The following is a 15,769-nucleotide window of genomic DNA, read 5'->3' as shown; positions in this document are numbered from 1 at the left end:
GCGACGACCGCAGCCTAGAGCCCGAAATCACCCCGCGCAAGGGCTCGGGATTTTCTCGGAAACTTCATTCAGATGAAAGGGAAAAGGGTGTCGGATTTGGTTGTAGGAGGCGGGTTTTTGGTTAGCGGACGTAAAATTCGCGAGGGAAAAAGTCCAGCCCGTCACTCATGCAACACGGCCCTGAAAAAAATTTTCAAAAAAATGTGAGGTAACCACGCCTGCCATCCGTGTAAGTAAATGGGAATTATTCCTTTTACTATGCCGGAGTCATTTACGTGGCCAATACGCTTTCTCGCCTGAACGCTTCTGTTCTTCTCTGTTGTGCGCTGCCTTGTCTTGCGGTGGCTGCCGAGCCTGCCACTGAGCTGCCTGCCAGTGTCATCCAGTCTACCTCCGACGCTGACAGTTACACCCGTACGGAAACATCCACGGCGAGCAAGGGGTCCACGCAGATTCGGGATGAGGCGCAAACCGTCAATACGGTTGCTGCGCAGACCCTCGATGACTATCAGGTCAAGGACCTGAACGATGCGATGCGTTTTGTCAGCGGCGTCACCCAGACCAACACCTTGGGTGGCACCAAGGATGCGTTGATCAAGCGCGGGTTTGGTAGCAACGATGACAACTCGATTTTGCGAGACGGGATTCGCTCGGCAATTGGCCGTAACCTGGGCGCAACTACCGATCATGTGGAAGTGCTCAAAGGGCCGGCGTCGTTGATGTACGGCGCACTGGAGCCCGGTGGGCTTATCAATGTCATCAGCAAGCAGCCGCAGTTCAGCCGCAGCACTACTCTGACTGGCTCCGGTTTCAGCGAGGGCGGTGGTTCGTTCGGCATCGACACCACCGGCCCGCTGGGAGATACCGGTCTGGCTTACCGCTTGATCGCTGAGCGCAGCCACGAGGATTACTGGCGTAACTATGGCGTTGACGAGCACACGCTCATCGCGCCGTCGATTGCCTGGGTCGGCGAGCGGGCGAGTTTCTCGCTGGCGTATACCTACAATGATTATTCCAGCCCGTTCGATCGCGGCACGGTATTCGTCAATGGTCGTCCCGCCGACATCAGTTATCGCGATCGTCTGGATGAGCGCTGGGCGAAGACAGTTGGCATCAGCGAGAGCACTACCGCGAAATTCGAGTACCAGCTCAATGACGCATGGCGTAGCCGCCTGACTTATGGCTGGACCGAGGATCGCTACAGTCTGGCGATAGCCCAGCCAAATGCTCTGACCGGCAATAACCTGCGCCGGATCGCCAACGGCGGGCACTATGATTACGAGAGCCGTTACACCGCTCTGGATCTGATGGGTGACCAGCAGTTGTTCGGTCAGCGACACGAGATCACGGTCGGCGTGGACAACGAATCGCTGGATAAATACCGTGGCAAAACCTACCGCAATGCCAACACCGCTGCGGGCAATCTCAACATCCAGAACCCGGTATACGGCAATCTGGCGGAGCCTGCGACCATCAGTCAGACGCAGAGCAACGCAGAAAACAACCTCGTCACCACTTCGGTGTATTTCAAGGATAACTGGCACCTCAATGACCGCTGGATTCTGGTCTTCGGTGGTCGTCAGGAACACTGGGATCAATACAGCGACCAGGGCCTGGGCAGTTCCTATGCGCCTGGAGCCGATTCAAATGGCGGTAAATTCATTCCTTTTGGCGGGATCGTCTATCAGCCGACCGAGACGGTCGCACTCTACGCCAACTACAGCCGCTCGTTTGTGCCCAACGATGCTGACGATGCCGGGAACAGCTTCAAGCCCACTGAAGGTCGCAGCTACGAAGTGGGGATCAAATACACCCCTGTCCAGGCACTCAACGTGAATCTGGCGGTGTACGACATCGTCAAGAAGAACCTGGTCAACAGCGTCTTGCAGAGCAACGGTGACAGCCTCGACGAGGCCGTGGGCAAAGCGCGCTCGCGCGGCGTCGAGCTGGATATTACCGGTGAGTTGTCCGAGAACTGGAGCATGATCGGTACTTATGCCTACAACCGTACCGAGGTACTGAAGAACGAGGAGTCGCCAGAGCAAGAGGGTAATCGCCTGCCGAATGCGCCTATGCACACCGCCAGCCTGTACCTCACCCATCATCTCGCGCTACCGGCTGAAACCGGCAAATGGCATGTCGGTGCAGGTGCCCGATATGTAGGGGAGCGTCCGGGTGATGATGCCAATAGCTTCTGGATGGACAGCTACACCGTGGCCGATGCATTTGTGCGTTGGGATCTGCCGACCCATGACTATAAAACCAGCTTGCAGTTGAACATCGACAACCTGTTCAACAAGGAATACTACCCGTCCACAACCGGCAGCAGCGCGCTGCAGGTGGAGGAGGGGGCGCTACGTACAGCGCGGGTGACTGCCAGCGTCACGTTCTGATGGCGCAGGTCGGCGCCTGATATCCATCAGGCGCCTTCACAGTTTTTTTACATCGGTGCAGGTAATGTCATAACTGCTCCTGAAAGAACCTTTAAGCCCGCTCCCCCCCATCGCGGGCTTTTCTTTGCCTGAAATTTGGCGTGCTACACCGTCTGTATGCAGCAGGGCAGCGGTTTTTCGTTCATTCGGTCGGTGCGACAGTCTGTTTCAGGCTATCCCACACCCCCATCACCTGAGTCACCGCAGCATCCAGCGTCTCATGCGGCACACCATCCCGAGCCAGTGTCGACAAGCCCAGGAGAAAACTGTCGAACACCGCAGCAAGTGTCTCCGGCACCACGGCCTCAGGCAGTTCGCCTGCGGCAATGGCGCGTTCGATGCAAGCAGCCATCCCCGCACGGTTCAGGCTCCTCGCCCGAGCAAGAGGCTCGGAGATGGCCTTACTCTCGTCCGAGCAAGCACTCATCAGGCCTAACGACACCAGGCACCCCTTGGGATGATCGGGCTCACATTGCATTTTTGCTGAGCGGCAAAGGGCGAGTTCAATCGCTTCTCTGGGCGGCAGGGTCGTATCAAAAAGGCTGTCGGTGACCCGACCGTGGGTGGTGAGGTAACGCTCCATCACCTCATTGAACAGCGCCTGCTTCGAGCCAAAAGCGGCGTAAAAGCTGGGCGCGGTGATGCCTCCACCAATGCTGGCTTTAAGCTGGCTGAGGGAGGTCGCATCGTATCCATGCTCCCAAAACAGATGCAGTGCCTGAGTGATTGCCACGTCGCGGTCAAACGTGCGCGGACGTCCCATCTGTGCCATGTCGGTTCTCCTCCAGAATCACTTAAATACTAATCGATACATAAGTCATTGACCAGTCGGCTGCTTGCGCTCTATATTTATACCGATCAGTATATTAGTAGGAGGAATCGAATGACTACAGATGAGAAACAGCGCGACAAGCTTCCGTTCGGGGCATTACTGGCACTGGCGATGACGGGCTTCATTTGCATTGTGACCGAGACGCTACCTGCGGGTTTGCTGCCTGAAATCGGCACTGGTCTGGGCGTTTCGGCATCATTTGCCGGGCAGATGGTGACTGTTTACGCGCTGGGGTCGCTGCTGGCAGCCATTCCGCTGACCATCGCCACGCAAAGCTGGCGTCGCAGAACCGTCCTGCTGCTGACGATTGTCGGCTTTCTGATTTTCAACTCCGTCACGGCGTTGTCTTCCAATTACTGGCTGACCTTGATCGCGAGGTTTTTCGCTGGCGTCTCTGCGGGCTTGGCATGGAGCCTTATCGCGGGTTATGCGCGGCGCATGGTTGTCCCGCAATTGCAGGGGCGCGCATTGGCAGTCGCGATGGTGGGGACGCCCATCGCATTGTCGCTGGGGGTGCCTTTGGGAACCTGGCTGGGTGGGTTCATGGGTTGGCGCATGGCGTTTGGATTGATGTCCGCCATGACTCTGATGCTGATCGTCTGGGTGCTGATCAAGGTGCCGGACTACCCTGGCCAATCCTCCTCACAGCGCATGGCGTTGCGTCGGGTCTTTTTCACACCTGGCGTGCGCTCGGTGCTGGGCGTCGTCTTCACCTGGATGCTGGCTCACAACATTCTATATACCTACGTCGCTCCTTTTGTTTCCACGGCAGGATTGGCGAGTGACGTTGATCTGGTATTGCTGGCATTTGGTGTCGCCGCGCTGGCGGGCATCTGGGTCACGGGACGGCTGGTTGATCGTCACCTGCGCAAGACCGTGTTGGTCAGCCTCGCCACCTTCGCAGCGGTTTCGGTGTTCCTGGGCTTGTTTTCAGATTCTGCCCTGGCCATTTACGCCGGAGTCTTTATCTGGGGCCTGACCTTTGGTGGGGCTGCCACGCTTCTGCAAACCGCGCTCGCCGACTCGGCAGGTGAGGGCGCTGACGTTGCCCTTTCCATGAACGTCGTTGTCTGGAACAGCGCCATCGCAGGCGGTGGGTTGCTGGGCGGCGTTTTGCTCGGCCAATGGGGAGTGAGTGCTTTTCCCTGGGTCTTGCTGATTTTGTTACTGCTCAGTCTGGCCATTGCATCGAGCGCGCGAGTGCATGGTTTTGCAAGCGGTGAAAGGCAGTCCAGCCAAATGGTTGCCGGTCATTGATGTTCAGGCAGCCTTGCGCTGCCTGCCATGGCTTTCAACACACTACAACGACATGCGCTCATTGGTTTTACCTGTCTTCGCTCAAGCGGGAGAGTTTCCCGCTCAATTGAACCCTCTGCTGGTGGACCCTGTCGCCGGCAAGCCGCCTCCCACGGATTGTGACCCCATCATCAAACCGCCCAACGGCATCAAGAAAAAATACTCCACGCCGATCCGGTAAAAACAACCCCTCTGTGGAGTATCCACGCAATGATGCGACGCCTGAATCTTGCTCCCCGATCTGCCCTGTGCTTTGGCTTCTTCTGCCTGATGCTGTTGCTTCAGGGCGTGCTGTTCATGCGCCAGGCCGACAAGCTCAATGAGGCAGAAAAGCACGTCGAAACCAATGTGTTGCCCAGTGTAAAGCTGCTCGGTTCGATGGACCGTGAGTTCGTCAGTATCCGTGGCAATAATGCACGCTTGCGCAACCCTATGGAGCTGCAGGATCGCAGGACCAAGGCGTCGAGTGATATTCAGCAGTCCCGTCTGTTGATCAGTGAGTATTCCGATGCTCTGGCCAAGCTGCTTGTCACGCCCGAAGGCCGTCAGGCTTTTAATGAACTCAAGCAGGCCATGACGAACTACCACAGTGTTCAGGACCGCTATCTGTCGGAAGTGGCGGCGAGCAATCTGGACGCGGCGGTCACGACGTCCAACACGGACATGAAAGTTGCTGCCGATCTCACGGATGCCGGTCTGAAGAAGCTGATTGGTGTAAACGATATGAAAGCCCAGCGGGCAGGCGACAAAGCTGAGTCTGCCTACAAGAGTACGGTCTTGCTGGTGATTGTGTTTGGTGTATTGGGGGCTGCCAGTACGATATTGCTCGCCTGGTTGTACACCCGCAGCCTTACCTCGCCGATCGGTGAAGCACTGGAGATCGCCCGGCGTATCGCGGCCAATGACCTGACCCAGACCATCAAGCAGGAAGGCACTGACGAGGCCGCCCGGTTGGTGGGTTCGCTGGCCGCTATGCAGTCGAACCTGCGCGGGGCACTGGCTACTATCCTGGACTCGGCGTCTCAACTGGCATCGACTTCGGAAGAGATGCATGTGGTGACCGAAGATGCTTCCCGCACGACCCAGCGCCAGAGTAACGAGATTGAAATGGCGGCAACTGCCGTCAACGAAATGAGCGCTGCAGTCGATGAGGTGGCCAGTAACGCTGCGGCGGCTTCGACGTCGGCGGCTCAGTCCAGTAAGGCCGCGCTGGATGGGCGCGCCCAGGTGGATGAAACCGTGGCGGCGATCAACCTGATGGTGGCCAAGGTGGGAAGCACGTCGGCCGAGGTGCGTGGCCTGGCGACCATGGCCACGGATATCAGCAAGGTGCTGGATGTCATTCGTGCCATTGCCGAGCAGACCAACCTGTTGGCACTCAATGCTGCCATCGAAGCGGCGCGAGCAGGTGAAGCCGGTCGTGGTTTTGCCGTGGTGGCCGACGAGGTGCGGGCGCTGGCACATCGTACCCAGCAGTCGACTCGGGAAATCGAGCAGATGGTCAGCTCGATCCAGACCGGTACCCATCAAGCGGTTACGGCCATGGAGCAACCAGTGTGCAGGCCCATAACACACTGGAGCTGGCTAACGGCGCCGGGCAGGCATTGCTGGCCATTACCGACTCCATCAGCCAGATCAACGAGCGTAACCTGATGATCGCCACCGCAGCCGAAGAACAGGCTCAGGTTGCGCGAGAGGTCGACAGAAGCCTGGTCAGCATCCGTGACCTGTCGGCTCAGACTTCCGAAGGCGCGAACCAGACGACCATCGCCACTGCTGAACTGTCTACGCTGGCGACAAACTTGAGCCGTATTACCAAGCAGTTTCAGGTTTAGTGCAGGTAAAGCCGTCCGGTGATTCGGCCGGACGGCTATCAACACTGTGCTTGCAGTAGCAGGATGGCCGGTAAACAACTTGCTCATTACTTCGTGAGAGCGGACCGGCGTACTTGTTAATTAATAATGAATGAGAAATTTTCCAGATTATTTTATGAAAGACGGCAGGTGAGAAGTTTCTGGTTATTTAAAATCAAGACTGTCTATCTGTTCAGGATGGCGATAAGGATTTTTTGCCTACCGCCATGATTTTTATAACCGCGATGTCTGTAGGGCTTTTCAAATGCCCGAATTAAATCGCTTTAACGAAAACGCCGATAAATCCACGTCACTCTTCCCGTGAATACAACGCTGGGCCAGTGCCTGCCCAAGCCCGGCGGAATGTTTGAAGCCGTGCCCCGAGCAGGCAGAGACCACGGTGACGTTTTCAAGGCGTGGGTGTTCATCAATTATGAAGTGGTAATCCGGTGTCACTGTATAGGCACATACCGAGGACCTGACGACCCTGGAGGTCAACCCGGCTATCTTGCCGTTGACCTGGGTCTGGAACATTTCCTGTTCTTCCTGCGCAGTAATGGTCCGGTCCAGTGTGTCGGGTTGTGAAACGTCGATGTATTGTTCGGTGGCGATCTTCATGCTGCCTTCGCCTGCAAGTGGCGGGAAGCCGTAGTTGATATCCACTTCGCCCGGTCCGTGAGTCAGGATAAAACTGGGCGACACAGGAGCGAAGTCGGCGTGCTCTTCCAGTTCAAACCAGAACAGCTTTTGCCGACAGACTTTCAGCAATCGATCAAAGGGGGCTCCGAGCAGTTCGGCTGACCACATGCCAGCACTGACGATGACTTTATCGGCCAGGATCGAGCCTTTATCGGTCGTGATACGTACGCCTTCGCCATGATTCTGCAAGCGGGTGACGGTTTCGTCCGTCAAAACCTTTGCTCCATGCTCTTTGGCCAGCTTGAGTTGCACGGCGATGCAGCGCTCTGGCCGAACATAACCGCCGCCGGGCTCAAAGTAGCCGATGGCGCTATCCAGTACCGGAGAGAACTGCGGGAATCGCTGGCGAATGGAGTGAGCCGACAAGACTTCATGTTCCACATCATAGGCCTTAGCCAGCTCGATGGTCTTGTGGGTGAAGTCTTCCGGGTCCTGAGGGTCATAGGCCGGATTTGAGGTCATCACCAGTACGCCGCATTGCTCGAACAGCGACTCGCCGGACAACGCTTCAAGTTCACGCCACAGGACGTGGGAGTTGCGTACCAATGGCAGATATTGCGGGCCTTCACCGACTGAAACGCGAGTGATGCGCGTATCGCCATGGCTGGAGCCCTGAGTATGTGGCGGGCTATGGCGATCTACGCCAATGACGTCGACACCGGCTTTGGCCAGTTGATAAAGGGTTGCCGCGCCCATGGCTCCCAGGCCGAGAACAGCCACTTCACAACGTTGTTCCATCTGCAGGCCGTCCCGAAAAAGCGCTTATTTCAGAGAACGGGTGCAGGTGAGGCAACAGTCAAAAAGGCATAAGCATATGCCTGGATCGTATAGGCTTGCCGAACAGGCTGGTAAAAGGAGGGCGTGCAAAAACTTCGTCCTGTCGATGAATTTTTGACTTGCACTCGCTGGTGTTTTTCAGTTCCGAAATGGTGGAAAAGTTGTCCACGGAAATCGTGGGTATGTCTGTGGGTAACTTTTTGTAAGCCACGTTCTACGTGGCTTTTGGCTGTGTGGTTATTTTATGAACAGCTCCTGATGTACGCCTGTCCGGTGCCCTTCAGAGGGCTGAAAATGGATCCTGAAACAGCGAATAAGCGCACAGAATCCGATTATTTTTTCAGCTTTTTTTCACGCTTCCGGTACCCGCGAGCCGGCTGGCGATCAGGTCCAGTGCCGAGCAGATAATGAAGTACACCAATGCAATGAACAGGAATATTTCGGTGGGGTACACCATGACCCGGTTGCTGACCTGGGTTGCCACGAACGACAGTTCCCCGACACCGATCACGTAGGCCAGCGAGGTATCCTTTATCAGGGAAATCCATTGATTCAGGAAGGAGGGCAGCATGATCGGCAGTGCCTGGGGCAGAATGATCAGGCGCAGCACCTGCCAGGAACTCATGCCCAAAGCCTTGGCTGCCGCCCATTGTCCTGAGGACAGGCTGATGATGCCCGAATGGACGGAGTGCGCCAGATAGGCGCCGCCAATCAGCGAGAGTGCGCAGACCACGGTGAACAAGGCCGGAACATCGATCTTGAACAGGATCGGCAGCAGGAAGTAGGTCCAGAAGATCAGCATCACCACGGGAATGGCGCGAAAGAACCCCAGCACGGCGAGCAACACCCAGCGTGTCCGGCCGCGCACCAGCACCAGAGCCACGCCCAGAATCAGGCCCAACGCAGCGGCCAGAACGCCCGACAGCAGGCTGAGAATCAGCGTCAGTGCTGCACCACCCAGCGGTCCATCCGGATACGCGCCCACCATCAGGTAGGCGAAGTTGTCGCTTATGACTGAAAAATCCATGGTCAGGCCGCTCCCTGGCGATAACGCTTGCTGTGCTGGATCACCTGACCGATTGCTTCGATCAGCGCGATACTGGCGATGTACAGCAAGGTCGCGATGCCGAAGGCCTGGAAGGCTTTGAAGGTTTCGGTTTCAACCTGGCGCGAGGCATAGGACAACTCGGCCAGCCCGATGGCCATGGTCAGCGATGAGTTTTTCAGCACATTCATGCATTGGCCCAGCAGTGGACCCAGTGCAGTTCGTACGGCCTGAGGCAGTACGACATAACGCCAGACCTGCACGGGACGCAGCCCCAGAGCTTGCCCTGCAATGCGTTGTTGGGGGCGCACCGAAGCGACGCCTGCACGAAACTCCTCGGCGATGAACGCACTGCTATAGAGCGTCAGCCCCCAGAAGCCGGCGATGAACTCGAATGATGGCCATTCGATGAGCAACCCGGCCAGGTTCACCTCATGGGGCATGTTCAGCCAACTGACCAGGTCTTCGGGCAGCAGGGCGCTGACCCCGAAATACCAGAAGAACAATTGCACCAGCAGGGGCGTATTGCGAAACAGCGACAGGTAGCCGCGCGCAGGCCAGGACCAGAAGCGCGAAGAGGAAATACGCGCCAGACATATCAGAAAGCCGAGTGCCGTTGCGATCAGGCAGACCAGAATCGAAAGGCGCAGCGTGAGCAGAAATCCATCGAACAACAAATGCAGGTACTGCGGGCCCAGCAGTTCACCGAACATCAGACGCAACATCCATCCAGAATTGAAAGAGCCCGCCGGGTTGTCCGCGCGGGCTGGATAGTGAAGAGGTTCAGCCCGGATCAGCTCTTGTCGCCGATCTTGAACAAGCGAGCCAGTGGCGTCGGGGTGTCTGGACCGAACCAGGTGTCATAAATCTTCTGGGCCTGGCCTTTGGATTCCAGCTCCACCAGCGTCTGGTTGACGAACTCGGTCAGTGCGGTTTCGCCTTTCGGAATTCCGACTCCGATCAGGTCATTGGAAATGGTGAAAGGCGGTACTTCGTATTTGTCCTTGTCCGGTACGTTGGCCAGCAGACCGATCAGTTTCGGGCCGTCCTGAGTGATGGCTTGCACGTTACCGTTGCGCAATGCGGTAAAGGCAAAAGGCGTATCATCGTAGGCAATCACTTTGGCGCCGGGGAATTTCTCGCGCAGCACGCCTTCGTTGACAGTGCCCTTGTCGACACCCACGCGCCATTTGTTCAGGTCATCCTGATTCTTGAGCGTGCCTTTCTTGACGATGAACTGCTGACCCGAGGAGAAATAGGGGATGCTGAAGTTCACTTGCTCTGCCCGCTCAGGGGTGATGGTGAAGTTAGCCAGGACCAGATCGACCTTGTTGGCCACCAGCAGCGGCACACGGTTTGCCGGGTTGGTCGGTTGCAACTGCAGCTTCACGCCCAGCTTGTCAGCGATGGCCTTGGCATAATCGACATCCAGGCCTTCTATTTGCTTGCTTTTTGCATCTACGAAACCGAACGGTGGATTGCTGTCGAAAGCAGCGACCCTCAGGACACCCGATTTTTTGATGTCTTCCAGTCGGTCGGCGTGAGCCAGACCTGAGAGAACGGCAAGGGACAGGGCAGTAATGGCAGTCAATTTTTTCATGAGTTCTCAACACTTTATGGATGATTCTGATGATGAGTGTTGCAGCTCGTTGGTGATCTTAAAAAGAATATAAAGTAATCTTGTAATTCTTTTTTGGAATATGATGTGCCGTGTGCTCCTTTTCATGATGGGAGCGTCACAGGGCGCTTCTGCGTGCAGTTGTTAAAGAGGACAAGACATGTATATGAATCAAGGCGAGATATGTACCAGAAGTATACGACGGTTGTATTGCGCGTTCGGAAAACCGAATAAGAATGCACTTTGCACACCATAAAAGGCCGGGCTCTTAAACGACTTGAAAAGTTGCAAACCTGCATTGAGGCAATGATGCTTTCGTCCTGGTTTTCTTTACATGTTGCTTGTCATCTCGGTGCCTTACCGAAAAATCAATGGTTTTAATAGAAAATCAAAACGAGATAATTGCTGAACGTTAATTTAAAGTACCCGTTTCGCGGTGTCGGTCGTCGGCAGAGTGCTGAGACCCGTCGGCAAGGGTATTCCTGAGATTCAGCGCAAGTGTTTATCATCGCAAGGAGATGGACGGATGAGGGCTCTATGAATAATGACTCTTCGCAGATGGAGCATGAGGTCCTCGATATCTTTGGCACGCTGCAGTCTTTTATCCGCAAGGCGGCTCCACTCAACGTCGACATGGTATTGGAGGGGGAGACGGGCACCGGAAAGGACACCCTGGCACGGCGGATTCATCAATTGTCGGGGCGCGAAGGACCGCTGGTTGCACTCAACTGCGCGGCCGTACCGGAGCAGTTGGCCGAAAGTGAGCTTTTCGGGGTGATGGCGGGGGCGTACACCGGCGCATCCAAATCGCGGGCTGGCTATATCGAGGCTTCCCATAACGGGACGCTGTATCTGGATGAAATCGACAGCATGCCGCTCCTGCTGCAGGCCAAGCTGCTGCGCGTGCTGGAAATGCGCGGAATAGAGCGCTTGGGGTCGACGCGCTTTGTGGCGCTGAACCTGCGTGTCATCGTCGCGACACAAACGCCGCTGGAAAAACTGGTAGAGGAGGGCAAGTTTCGACGCGACCTGTTTTTTCGCCTGAATGTCATCAAGATCCAGTTGCCAACCCTGCGCTCACGTCTGGATCATCTCCCTTCACTGTTCGAGCGTTTCGTCATGGAGACGGCTCACAAGCACCATCAACCGCTTCCCCCGCGAGATCCGACAGTGCTCAACCGCCTGCTCAGCCACCGCTGGCCCGGCAATATTCGCGAGCTCAAGTGTGCTGCGGAGCGTTTCGTGCTGGGCATGTCGCCTTTGGGCACCGACGAAGATCCACATCTGGAACGCAATGTTCATCTCAAGGGTTATCTTCGCCAGTTTGAGAAGGCGCTCATCCAGGACTGTCTGTCACGTCACCCCAAGAGCATCGAGTCCGTGATCAGTGAATTGGGTATTCCGCGACGCACTCTTTATCACCGCATGAAAAGCCTCAGCATCAACTCGCCGGAGCCGTAGTTTTTTATTTACTTCCTCATTCATGCACTCGCATGGAACCGCTTCTGAAAATCGACCACTCAATGTTCGAACACCAATTCGGTGTCCAAACCATCTCGATGATCAGGAGTAATAACTATGGCTGGTACCGCTTCCCTCGGCGCTTCGATGTCCGCAATGACCCTGATGGACTCCACTGCTGCTGCAACCACAATGATGAACGCCGAAGCGCAATCGAACAAAATGCAAACAGATACCATCAACGGTATCGCCAGCGCCTACCAGGACTCTGCCACCAAGGCGCAGAACGCTGCTCAGCAAACCGGTAAGGCGATCAACTACTAAGTGGTTGTCGCGCCCTCTTGGTTCACGCCAGGAGGGCTTCAACCTGTTCGGTTTTCAAGGAGTAAGTATATGATTCCTTCTTCTTCAATAGGCGTTCCACAAAGCAGCACTTTCCAGAGTACTTTCGCGAACACGCAAATGACTGCCATGCAGTCCGATTCCAATGGAAGTGCTGGCAAGATCGCTTCATTGCTTGGCGATTCGATGTTTGAAAAGTCCGGCAGCGGAGCCAACATTCGCAACACTGATAATCCATTGCTCGGCATGGTTGCCGATTACATGGACCGCAATCCTGAAGAGTTCGGAAAACCGCACGACGCCAATGGCAAGGTCAATGGCTGGCGCGATGAGCTGTCGGAAGACAAGTACCTGAACAGCAAGGAGAAGGACGCCTTCACCAAAGGGCTGGAAGGTCTGATCAACGAGTTCCTCAGCGGTGGCTCCAAAGGTCAGAACGTCTCGGGCGGTTCGGGTTTCGGCACGGGCAACTCGGGTTTCAATACCGGTAACAACACCGGCAGCACCCATTCTTCGTCGAACTGCGGCGGTTCGCCTGCTGCCAGTGGTGGCGCGGCTTCCGGTGGTGGTCTTCAGGAACTGCTGGCTGCATTGCTGGGCAGCCTGGGCGAGGAAAAGCTCGACAACCTGCTGACGCCCAATACTGCACCGAATGCCAAAAGCGGTCAGATGAGCTTCAACTTTGAGGACAAAGACGTTCTCAAAGAGGTCTCGCGCTTCATGGATATGCATCCGGAAGAGTTCGGAAAACCGGACGGCAAGTCGAAGGACTGGATGGGTGAGCTCTCCGAGGGCGACAACGTCATGTCCAAGGCTGAAGGCGAGCAGTTCCAGAAAGCGATCAACATGATCAAGGGCGAAATCAAGGACAGTGCTCAGGGCAACTCGCTGGGTGGTCTGTTTCCCAATGCGGAGCAGAACTTCCAGAACGGTGGCGCCGGCAACACCTTGAAGACCGATGCCAGCATCGCGGCAGGCAACGTTCTGTCGGTTCTGGTTCAGCAAAGCGTCACCGACTATCGCGGTTGATCTGTAAACCTTCGTCTTGGCAGGAGAAAGCAAACATGGCCGTTACTCGCGTATCAACACATCACACTGGGCTATTCGAGACAGAGGTGACATCGCCACCGCCAGGTCCTACTCCTGCCGAGGCGGACATTGCCTGGTTCAATGCCGCCATGCGTTCTGGAGAACCAAAGACTGCCAGCGATTCACAAATGCTGGTGTCGCCTATCTCCAAGGCATCGACTGCTTACCAGAAAGAGTCCGAGAGGGTTGATCGAGACCTGCAACGAGCAGCCAGATCGAGCGACCCGAAAATGGCTATTGATGCCAACCGTTCTCTGTCTTCTTTTTATCTGGAAAGCCTGCTCAGCGCCAAGCTGGTGAGCAAGGCCGCCCAGAGCGTGGAAAAACTGACCAGTCTGCAATAAGGCCCAACTTATGCACCCCAAGGCAATCAGGCTGGCCATCCTTATGCTTTTGGCGTTATTGATGGCTGGTTGCGGCGACCGTATGGAGCTGCATCGCGATCTGACCGAGCAGGATGCCAACGAAGTGTTGGCAGAGCTTGCGGGTAAAAACATTGACGCGCAAAAGCGCCTGGACAAGGGTGGAGTCGCCGTCCTGGTTTCCACGCAGGATATTTCCCGTGCGGTGAAGGTGCTGGAGGCGGTAGGTCTGCCTCGCCGGTCACGCTCGACGCTTGGGGAAGTCTTCCGCAAGGAAGGCGTCATTTCCTCTCCGATGGAGGAGCGGGCGCGATACATCTATGCCTTGTCTCAGGAGCTGGAGCAGACCCTGTCGCAGATCGATGGTGTAGTGGTTGCCAGGGTGCATGTTGTGTTGCCTGAGCGCATCGCGCCGGGGGAGCCGGTTCAGCCGGCCTCGGCCGCGGTGTTTATCAAATACCGCCCTGACCTTGAACCCGACAGCGTATTGCCACGCATAAGGCGCATGGTTGCCAGCAGTATTCCCGGCATGGCCAATGCGGACGAGAAAAAGCTGGCCGTGGTCTTCGTGCCTTCACAGGGTTATCAGGAGTCTGTGCCGATGGTCAGTGTCGGGCCCTTCACCATGACCCGTGAGCGCATGGAGTTCTGGCAGTGGATGGCAGTGCTCTGCACATTCGGGATCGCTCTGATGCTGGCTGGCCTGTGGGCACTCAATCCACAATGGCGGCAACGCTTCAGGCCACGGCCGACGCCTGCTGTAGCAGCGGAACCGCCGAAATGAAAGTGAGTGAGCCACAGGCGCTGGTCTGGGTATGTTGGTGGACCCGGGGCTGGCGCCAGGCCCATGAAAGTTGGCAATTGCACGATTCGGCAGGCATGAGCGCCTCAACCTTGAGGCTTCTGGGGCAGGTCGATGACGCAATGGTCGACCGCTACCTGGGCATGACTTCGACCCTGCCGCCTGAACCCGATGTCCTGTTGTTGCCCTTGCTGGATCTGACCGATGAGCAATGGGCGCTGGCTCTCGAACTGTGTGTGGGGATCTGTGCCGGCAGTCGCATGCCGCGCCCCGATAGTCTGGACGAACCGGCCTGGCTCTGGTGTCGACGGTTGGGCAGGGCCCTGCAACCCGGGCACTGGCTGCCTGAACACTGGGACGCTCGACAGCCCCGGATTGCGGGCCTTGGCCTCTTGAAAGCGTGGGTCGGTGACCGGCTCTGGCAGCGACTGCGGGTCAAGTTCGCTCGCGATGCCGTGGGGCAGGCCGAATGCCTGTCCTTTGATGACATACCCAAAGCCAGATTGTGTGCCTTGTGGCAGGCCGTGGGTGGGTACGTTTTGAGCAACAGCATTGAGGGAAGTCCGCATGTTGACCAGTCGCAGTCTGACGCTTACCAGTAACCGCTCCACGGTTAACGAGCCGCTTCTGCGCCGGGAAGTTCTTGAGCAGAGCCTGCTGGCAGAGGAACTGCTGGAAGATGCCCGTGCCCGGGCACGGGAAATTCTTGAAACTGCCGAGGCTGAAGCCGAGGCGTTGCGTCGGCGTTGCGAAGAAGAAACCCGTGCCGAGGTCTGGCAGCAGGCCCAGTCACTGCTCGATGATCTGCGCGAGCAACGGGAGCAGACACTGGCAACGATTGTCGAGGCGGCAGAAGACCTGGTGCAGCAGGCATTGCAGCTTGTGCTGGGTGAGTTGCCGGACGGCCAGAAAGTCAGTGCAGTCCTGCGGCAACTGACCTCGGCCAGTCCCAACGAGGAGTCGGCCCTGATCTATTGTCACCCCGACCAGATACCGCTGCTTGCCCAGAGCCTGGAAGAGCAGGGTCAACTGGGCTGGACGTTGCGAGGTGATCCGAATCTTGACCTCGATGCCATCAGCCTGCGCACCGAACATGGGGATTTCAGCCTGAGCTGGAGTGCCCTGCAACGTCATCTTTGGCCTTGACCGGAATATTCTGGA

Annotated in this window: 16 protein-coding genes and 1 pseudogene; 12 read left to right on the top strand and 5 right to left on the bottom strand. The window is 56.6% G+C overall.

Annotated elements, in window-relative coordinates; genetic code table 11:
• Window positions 1-275: 275 nt before the first annotated feature.
• Window positions 276-2,393, top strand: coding sequence for a TonB-dependent siderophore receptor (locus JL015_RS05760; protein WP_201017782.1), 2,118 nt, complete (start codon window positions 276-278; stop codon window positions 2,391-2,393).
• Window positions 2,394-2,574: 181 nt separating this feature from the next.
• Here JL015_RS05760 and JL015_RS05755 read toward each other — a convergent pair whose 3' ends face one another.
• The gene (locus tag JL015_RS05755; RefSeq protein WP_201017781.1) at window positions 2,575-3,204 is read right to left on the bottom strand and encodes a TetR/AcrR family transcriptional regulator; all 630 of its coding nucleotides are present in this window, start codon (window positions 3,202-3,204) and stop codon (window positions 2,575-2,577) included.
• A gap of 111 nt (window positions 3,205-3,315) precedes the next feature.
• Here JL015_RS05755 and JL015_RS05750 point away from each other — a divergent pair, with 111 nt between their 5' ends.
• The 4 genes and pseudogenes from JL015_RS05750 to JL015_RS28010 all read left to right on the top strand — a co-directional run bounded on the left by JL015_RS05750 (window position 3,316) and on the right by JL015_RS28010 (window position 6,395).
• Window positions 3,316-4,521 carry an MFS transporter gene (locus JL015_RS05750; protein ID WP_201017780.1) on the top strand — a complete coding sequence of 402 codons (1,206 nt, stop codon included), beginning with the start codon at window positions 3,316-3,318 and terminating at the stop codon, window positions 4,519-4,521.
• On the top strand, window positions 4,484-4,741 hold the full coding sequence (locus tag JL015_RS05745; protein ID WP_201017779.1) for a hypothetical protein: 258 nt from the start codon (window positions 4,484-4,486) through the stop codon (window positions 4,739-4,741). The genes JL015_RS05750 and JL015_RS05745 overlap by 38 nt, the downstream gene beginning before the upstream one ends.
• A 29-nt stretch (window positions 4,742-4,770) precedes the next feature.
• Window positions 4,771-6,066, top strand: a pseudogene (locus tag JL015_RS05740) (methyl-accepting chemotaxis protein); the annotation flags it as partial.
• 50 nt (window positions 6,067-6,116) lie between these two features.
• Window positions 6,117-6,395 (top strand): hypothetical protein, encoded by a 279-nt coding sequence (locus JL015_RS28010; protein WP_374063371.1) that lies wholly within the window; start codon window positions 6,117-6,119, stop codon window positions 6,393-6,395.
• Between the two features lie 279 nt (window positions 6,396-6,674).
• On the opposite strand, the gene solA is transcribed toward JL015_RS28010, so the two are convergent.
• From solA to JL015_RS05720, 4 genes are all read right to left on the bottom strand, one after another.
• Window positions 6,675-7,850, bottom strand: a complete 1,176-nt coding sequence (gene solA, locus JL015_RS05735) for an N-methyl-L-tryptophan oxidase (protein ID WP_201017778.1) — start codon at window positions 7,848-7,850, stop codon at window positions 6,675-6,677.
• 379 nt (window positions 7,851-8,229) lie between these two features.
• Entirely contained in the window at window positions 8,230-8,916 is a 687-nt protein-coding gene (locus JL015_RS05730; RefSeq protein ID WP_201017777.1) for an amino acid ABC transporter permease, read from the bottom strand.
• 2 nt (window positions 8,917-8,918) lie between these two features.
• The gene (locus JL015_RS05725) at window positions 8,919-9,647 is read right to left on the bottom strand and encodes an amino acid ABC transporter permease (RefSeq protein WP_201017776.1); all 729 of its coding nucleotides are present in this window, start codon (window positions 9,645-9,647) and stop codon (window positions 8,919-8,921) included.
• Window positions 9,648-9,727: 80 nt separating this feature from the next.
• Window positions 9,728-10,534 carry an ABC transporter substrate-binding protein gene (locus tag JL015_RS05720; RefSeq protein ID WP_201017775.1) on the bottom strand — a complete coding sequence of 269 codons (807 nt, stop codon included), beginning with the start codon at window positions 10,532-10,534 and terminating at the stop codon, window positions 9,728-9,730.
• A gap of 555 nt (window positions 10,535-11,089) precedes the next feature.
• On the opposite strand from JL015_RS05720, the gene JL015_RS05715 reads away from it, so the two are divergent.
• The 7 genes from JL015_RS05715 (at window position 11,090) to sctL (ending at window position 15,754) form a co-directional block, all read left to right on the top strand.
• Window positions 11,090-12,013: a sigma 54-interacting transcriptional regulator gene (locus JL015_RS05715; RefSeq protein WP_201003248.1), complete on the top strand. Its 924-nt coding sequence runs from the start codon at window positions 11,090-11,092 to the stop codon at window positions 12,011-12,013.
• 117 nt (window positions 12,014-12,130) lie between these two features.
• Window positions 12,131-12,337, top strand: a complete 207-nt coding sequence (locus tag JL015_RS05710; protein WP_025259526.1) for a hypothetical protein — start codon at window positions 12,131-12,133, stop codon at window positions 12,335-12,337.
• Window positions 12,338-12,406: 69 nt separating this feature from the next.
• Complete coding sequence (locus JL015_RS05705; RefSeq protein ID WP_236250166.1) at window positions 12,407-13,384, top strand: harpin HrpZ family protein; 978 nt, start codon at window positions 12,407-12,409, stop codon at window positions 13,382-13,384.
• A gap of 35 nt (window positions 13,385-13,419) precedes the next feature.
• The gene (locus JL015_RS05700; RefSeq protein WP_201003242.1) at window positions 13,420-13,788 is read left to right on the top strand and encodes an EscI/YscI/HrpB family type III secretion system inner rod protein; all 369 of its coding nucleotides are present in this window, start codon (window positions 13,420-13,422) and stop codon (window positions 13,786-13,788) included.
• Between the two features lie 10 nt (window positions 13,789-13,798).
• Window positions 13,799-14,590: a type III secretion system inner membrane ring lipoprotein SctJ gene (gene sctJ / locus JL015_RS05695; protein ID WP_201017774.1), complete on the top strand. Its 792-nt coding sequence runs from the start codon at window positions 13,799-13,801 to the stop codon at window positions 14,588-14,590.
• Complete coding sequence (locus JL015_RS05690; protein ID WP_201003238.1) at window positions 14,587-15,210, top strand: hypothetical protein; 624 nt, start codon at window positions 14,587-14,589, stop codon at window positions 15,208-15,210. Before sctJ ends, JL015_RS05690 begins: the two co-directional genes overlap by 4 nt.
• On the top strand, window positions 15,176-15,754 hold the full coding sequence (gene sctL, locus JL015_RS05685) for a type III secretion system stator protein SctL (RefSeq protein WP_201003236.1): 579 nt from the start codon (window positions 15,176-15,178) through the stop codon (window positions 15,752-15,754). Before JL015_RS05690 ends, sctL begins: the two co-directional genes overlap by 35 nt.
• Window positions 15,755-15,769 lie beyond the last annotated feature (15 nt).

The organism is Pseudomonas cichorii (assembly GCF_015471405.1).
In the GTDB taxonomy this organism is placed as follows: Bacteria; Pseudomonadota; Gammaproteobacteria; order Pseudomonadales; family Pseudomonadaceae; genus Aquipseudomonas; species Aquipseudomonas serbiensis.
Note: the sequence above shows the minus strand (reverse complement) of the source record. Positions and strands in the feature narration are given on the sequence as shown.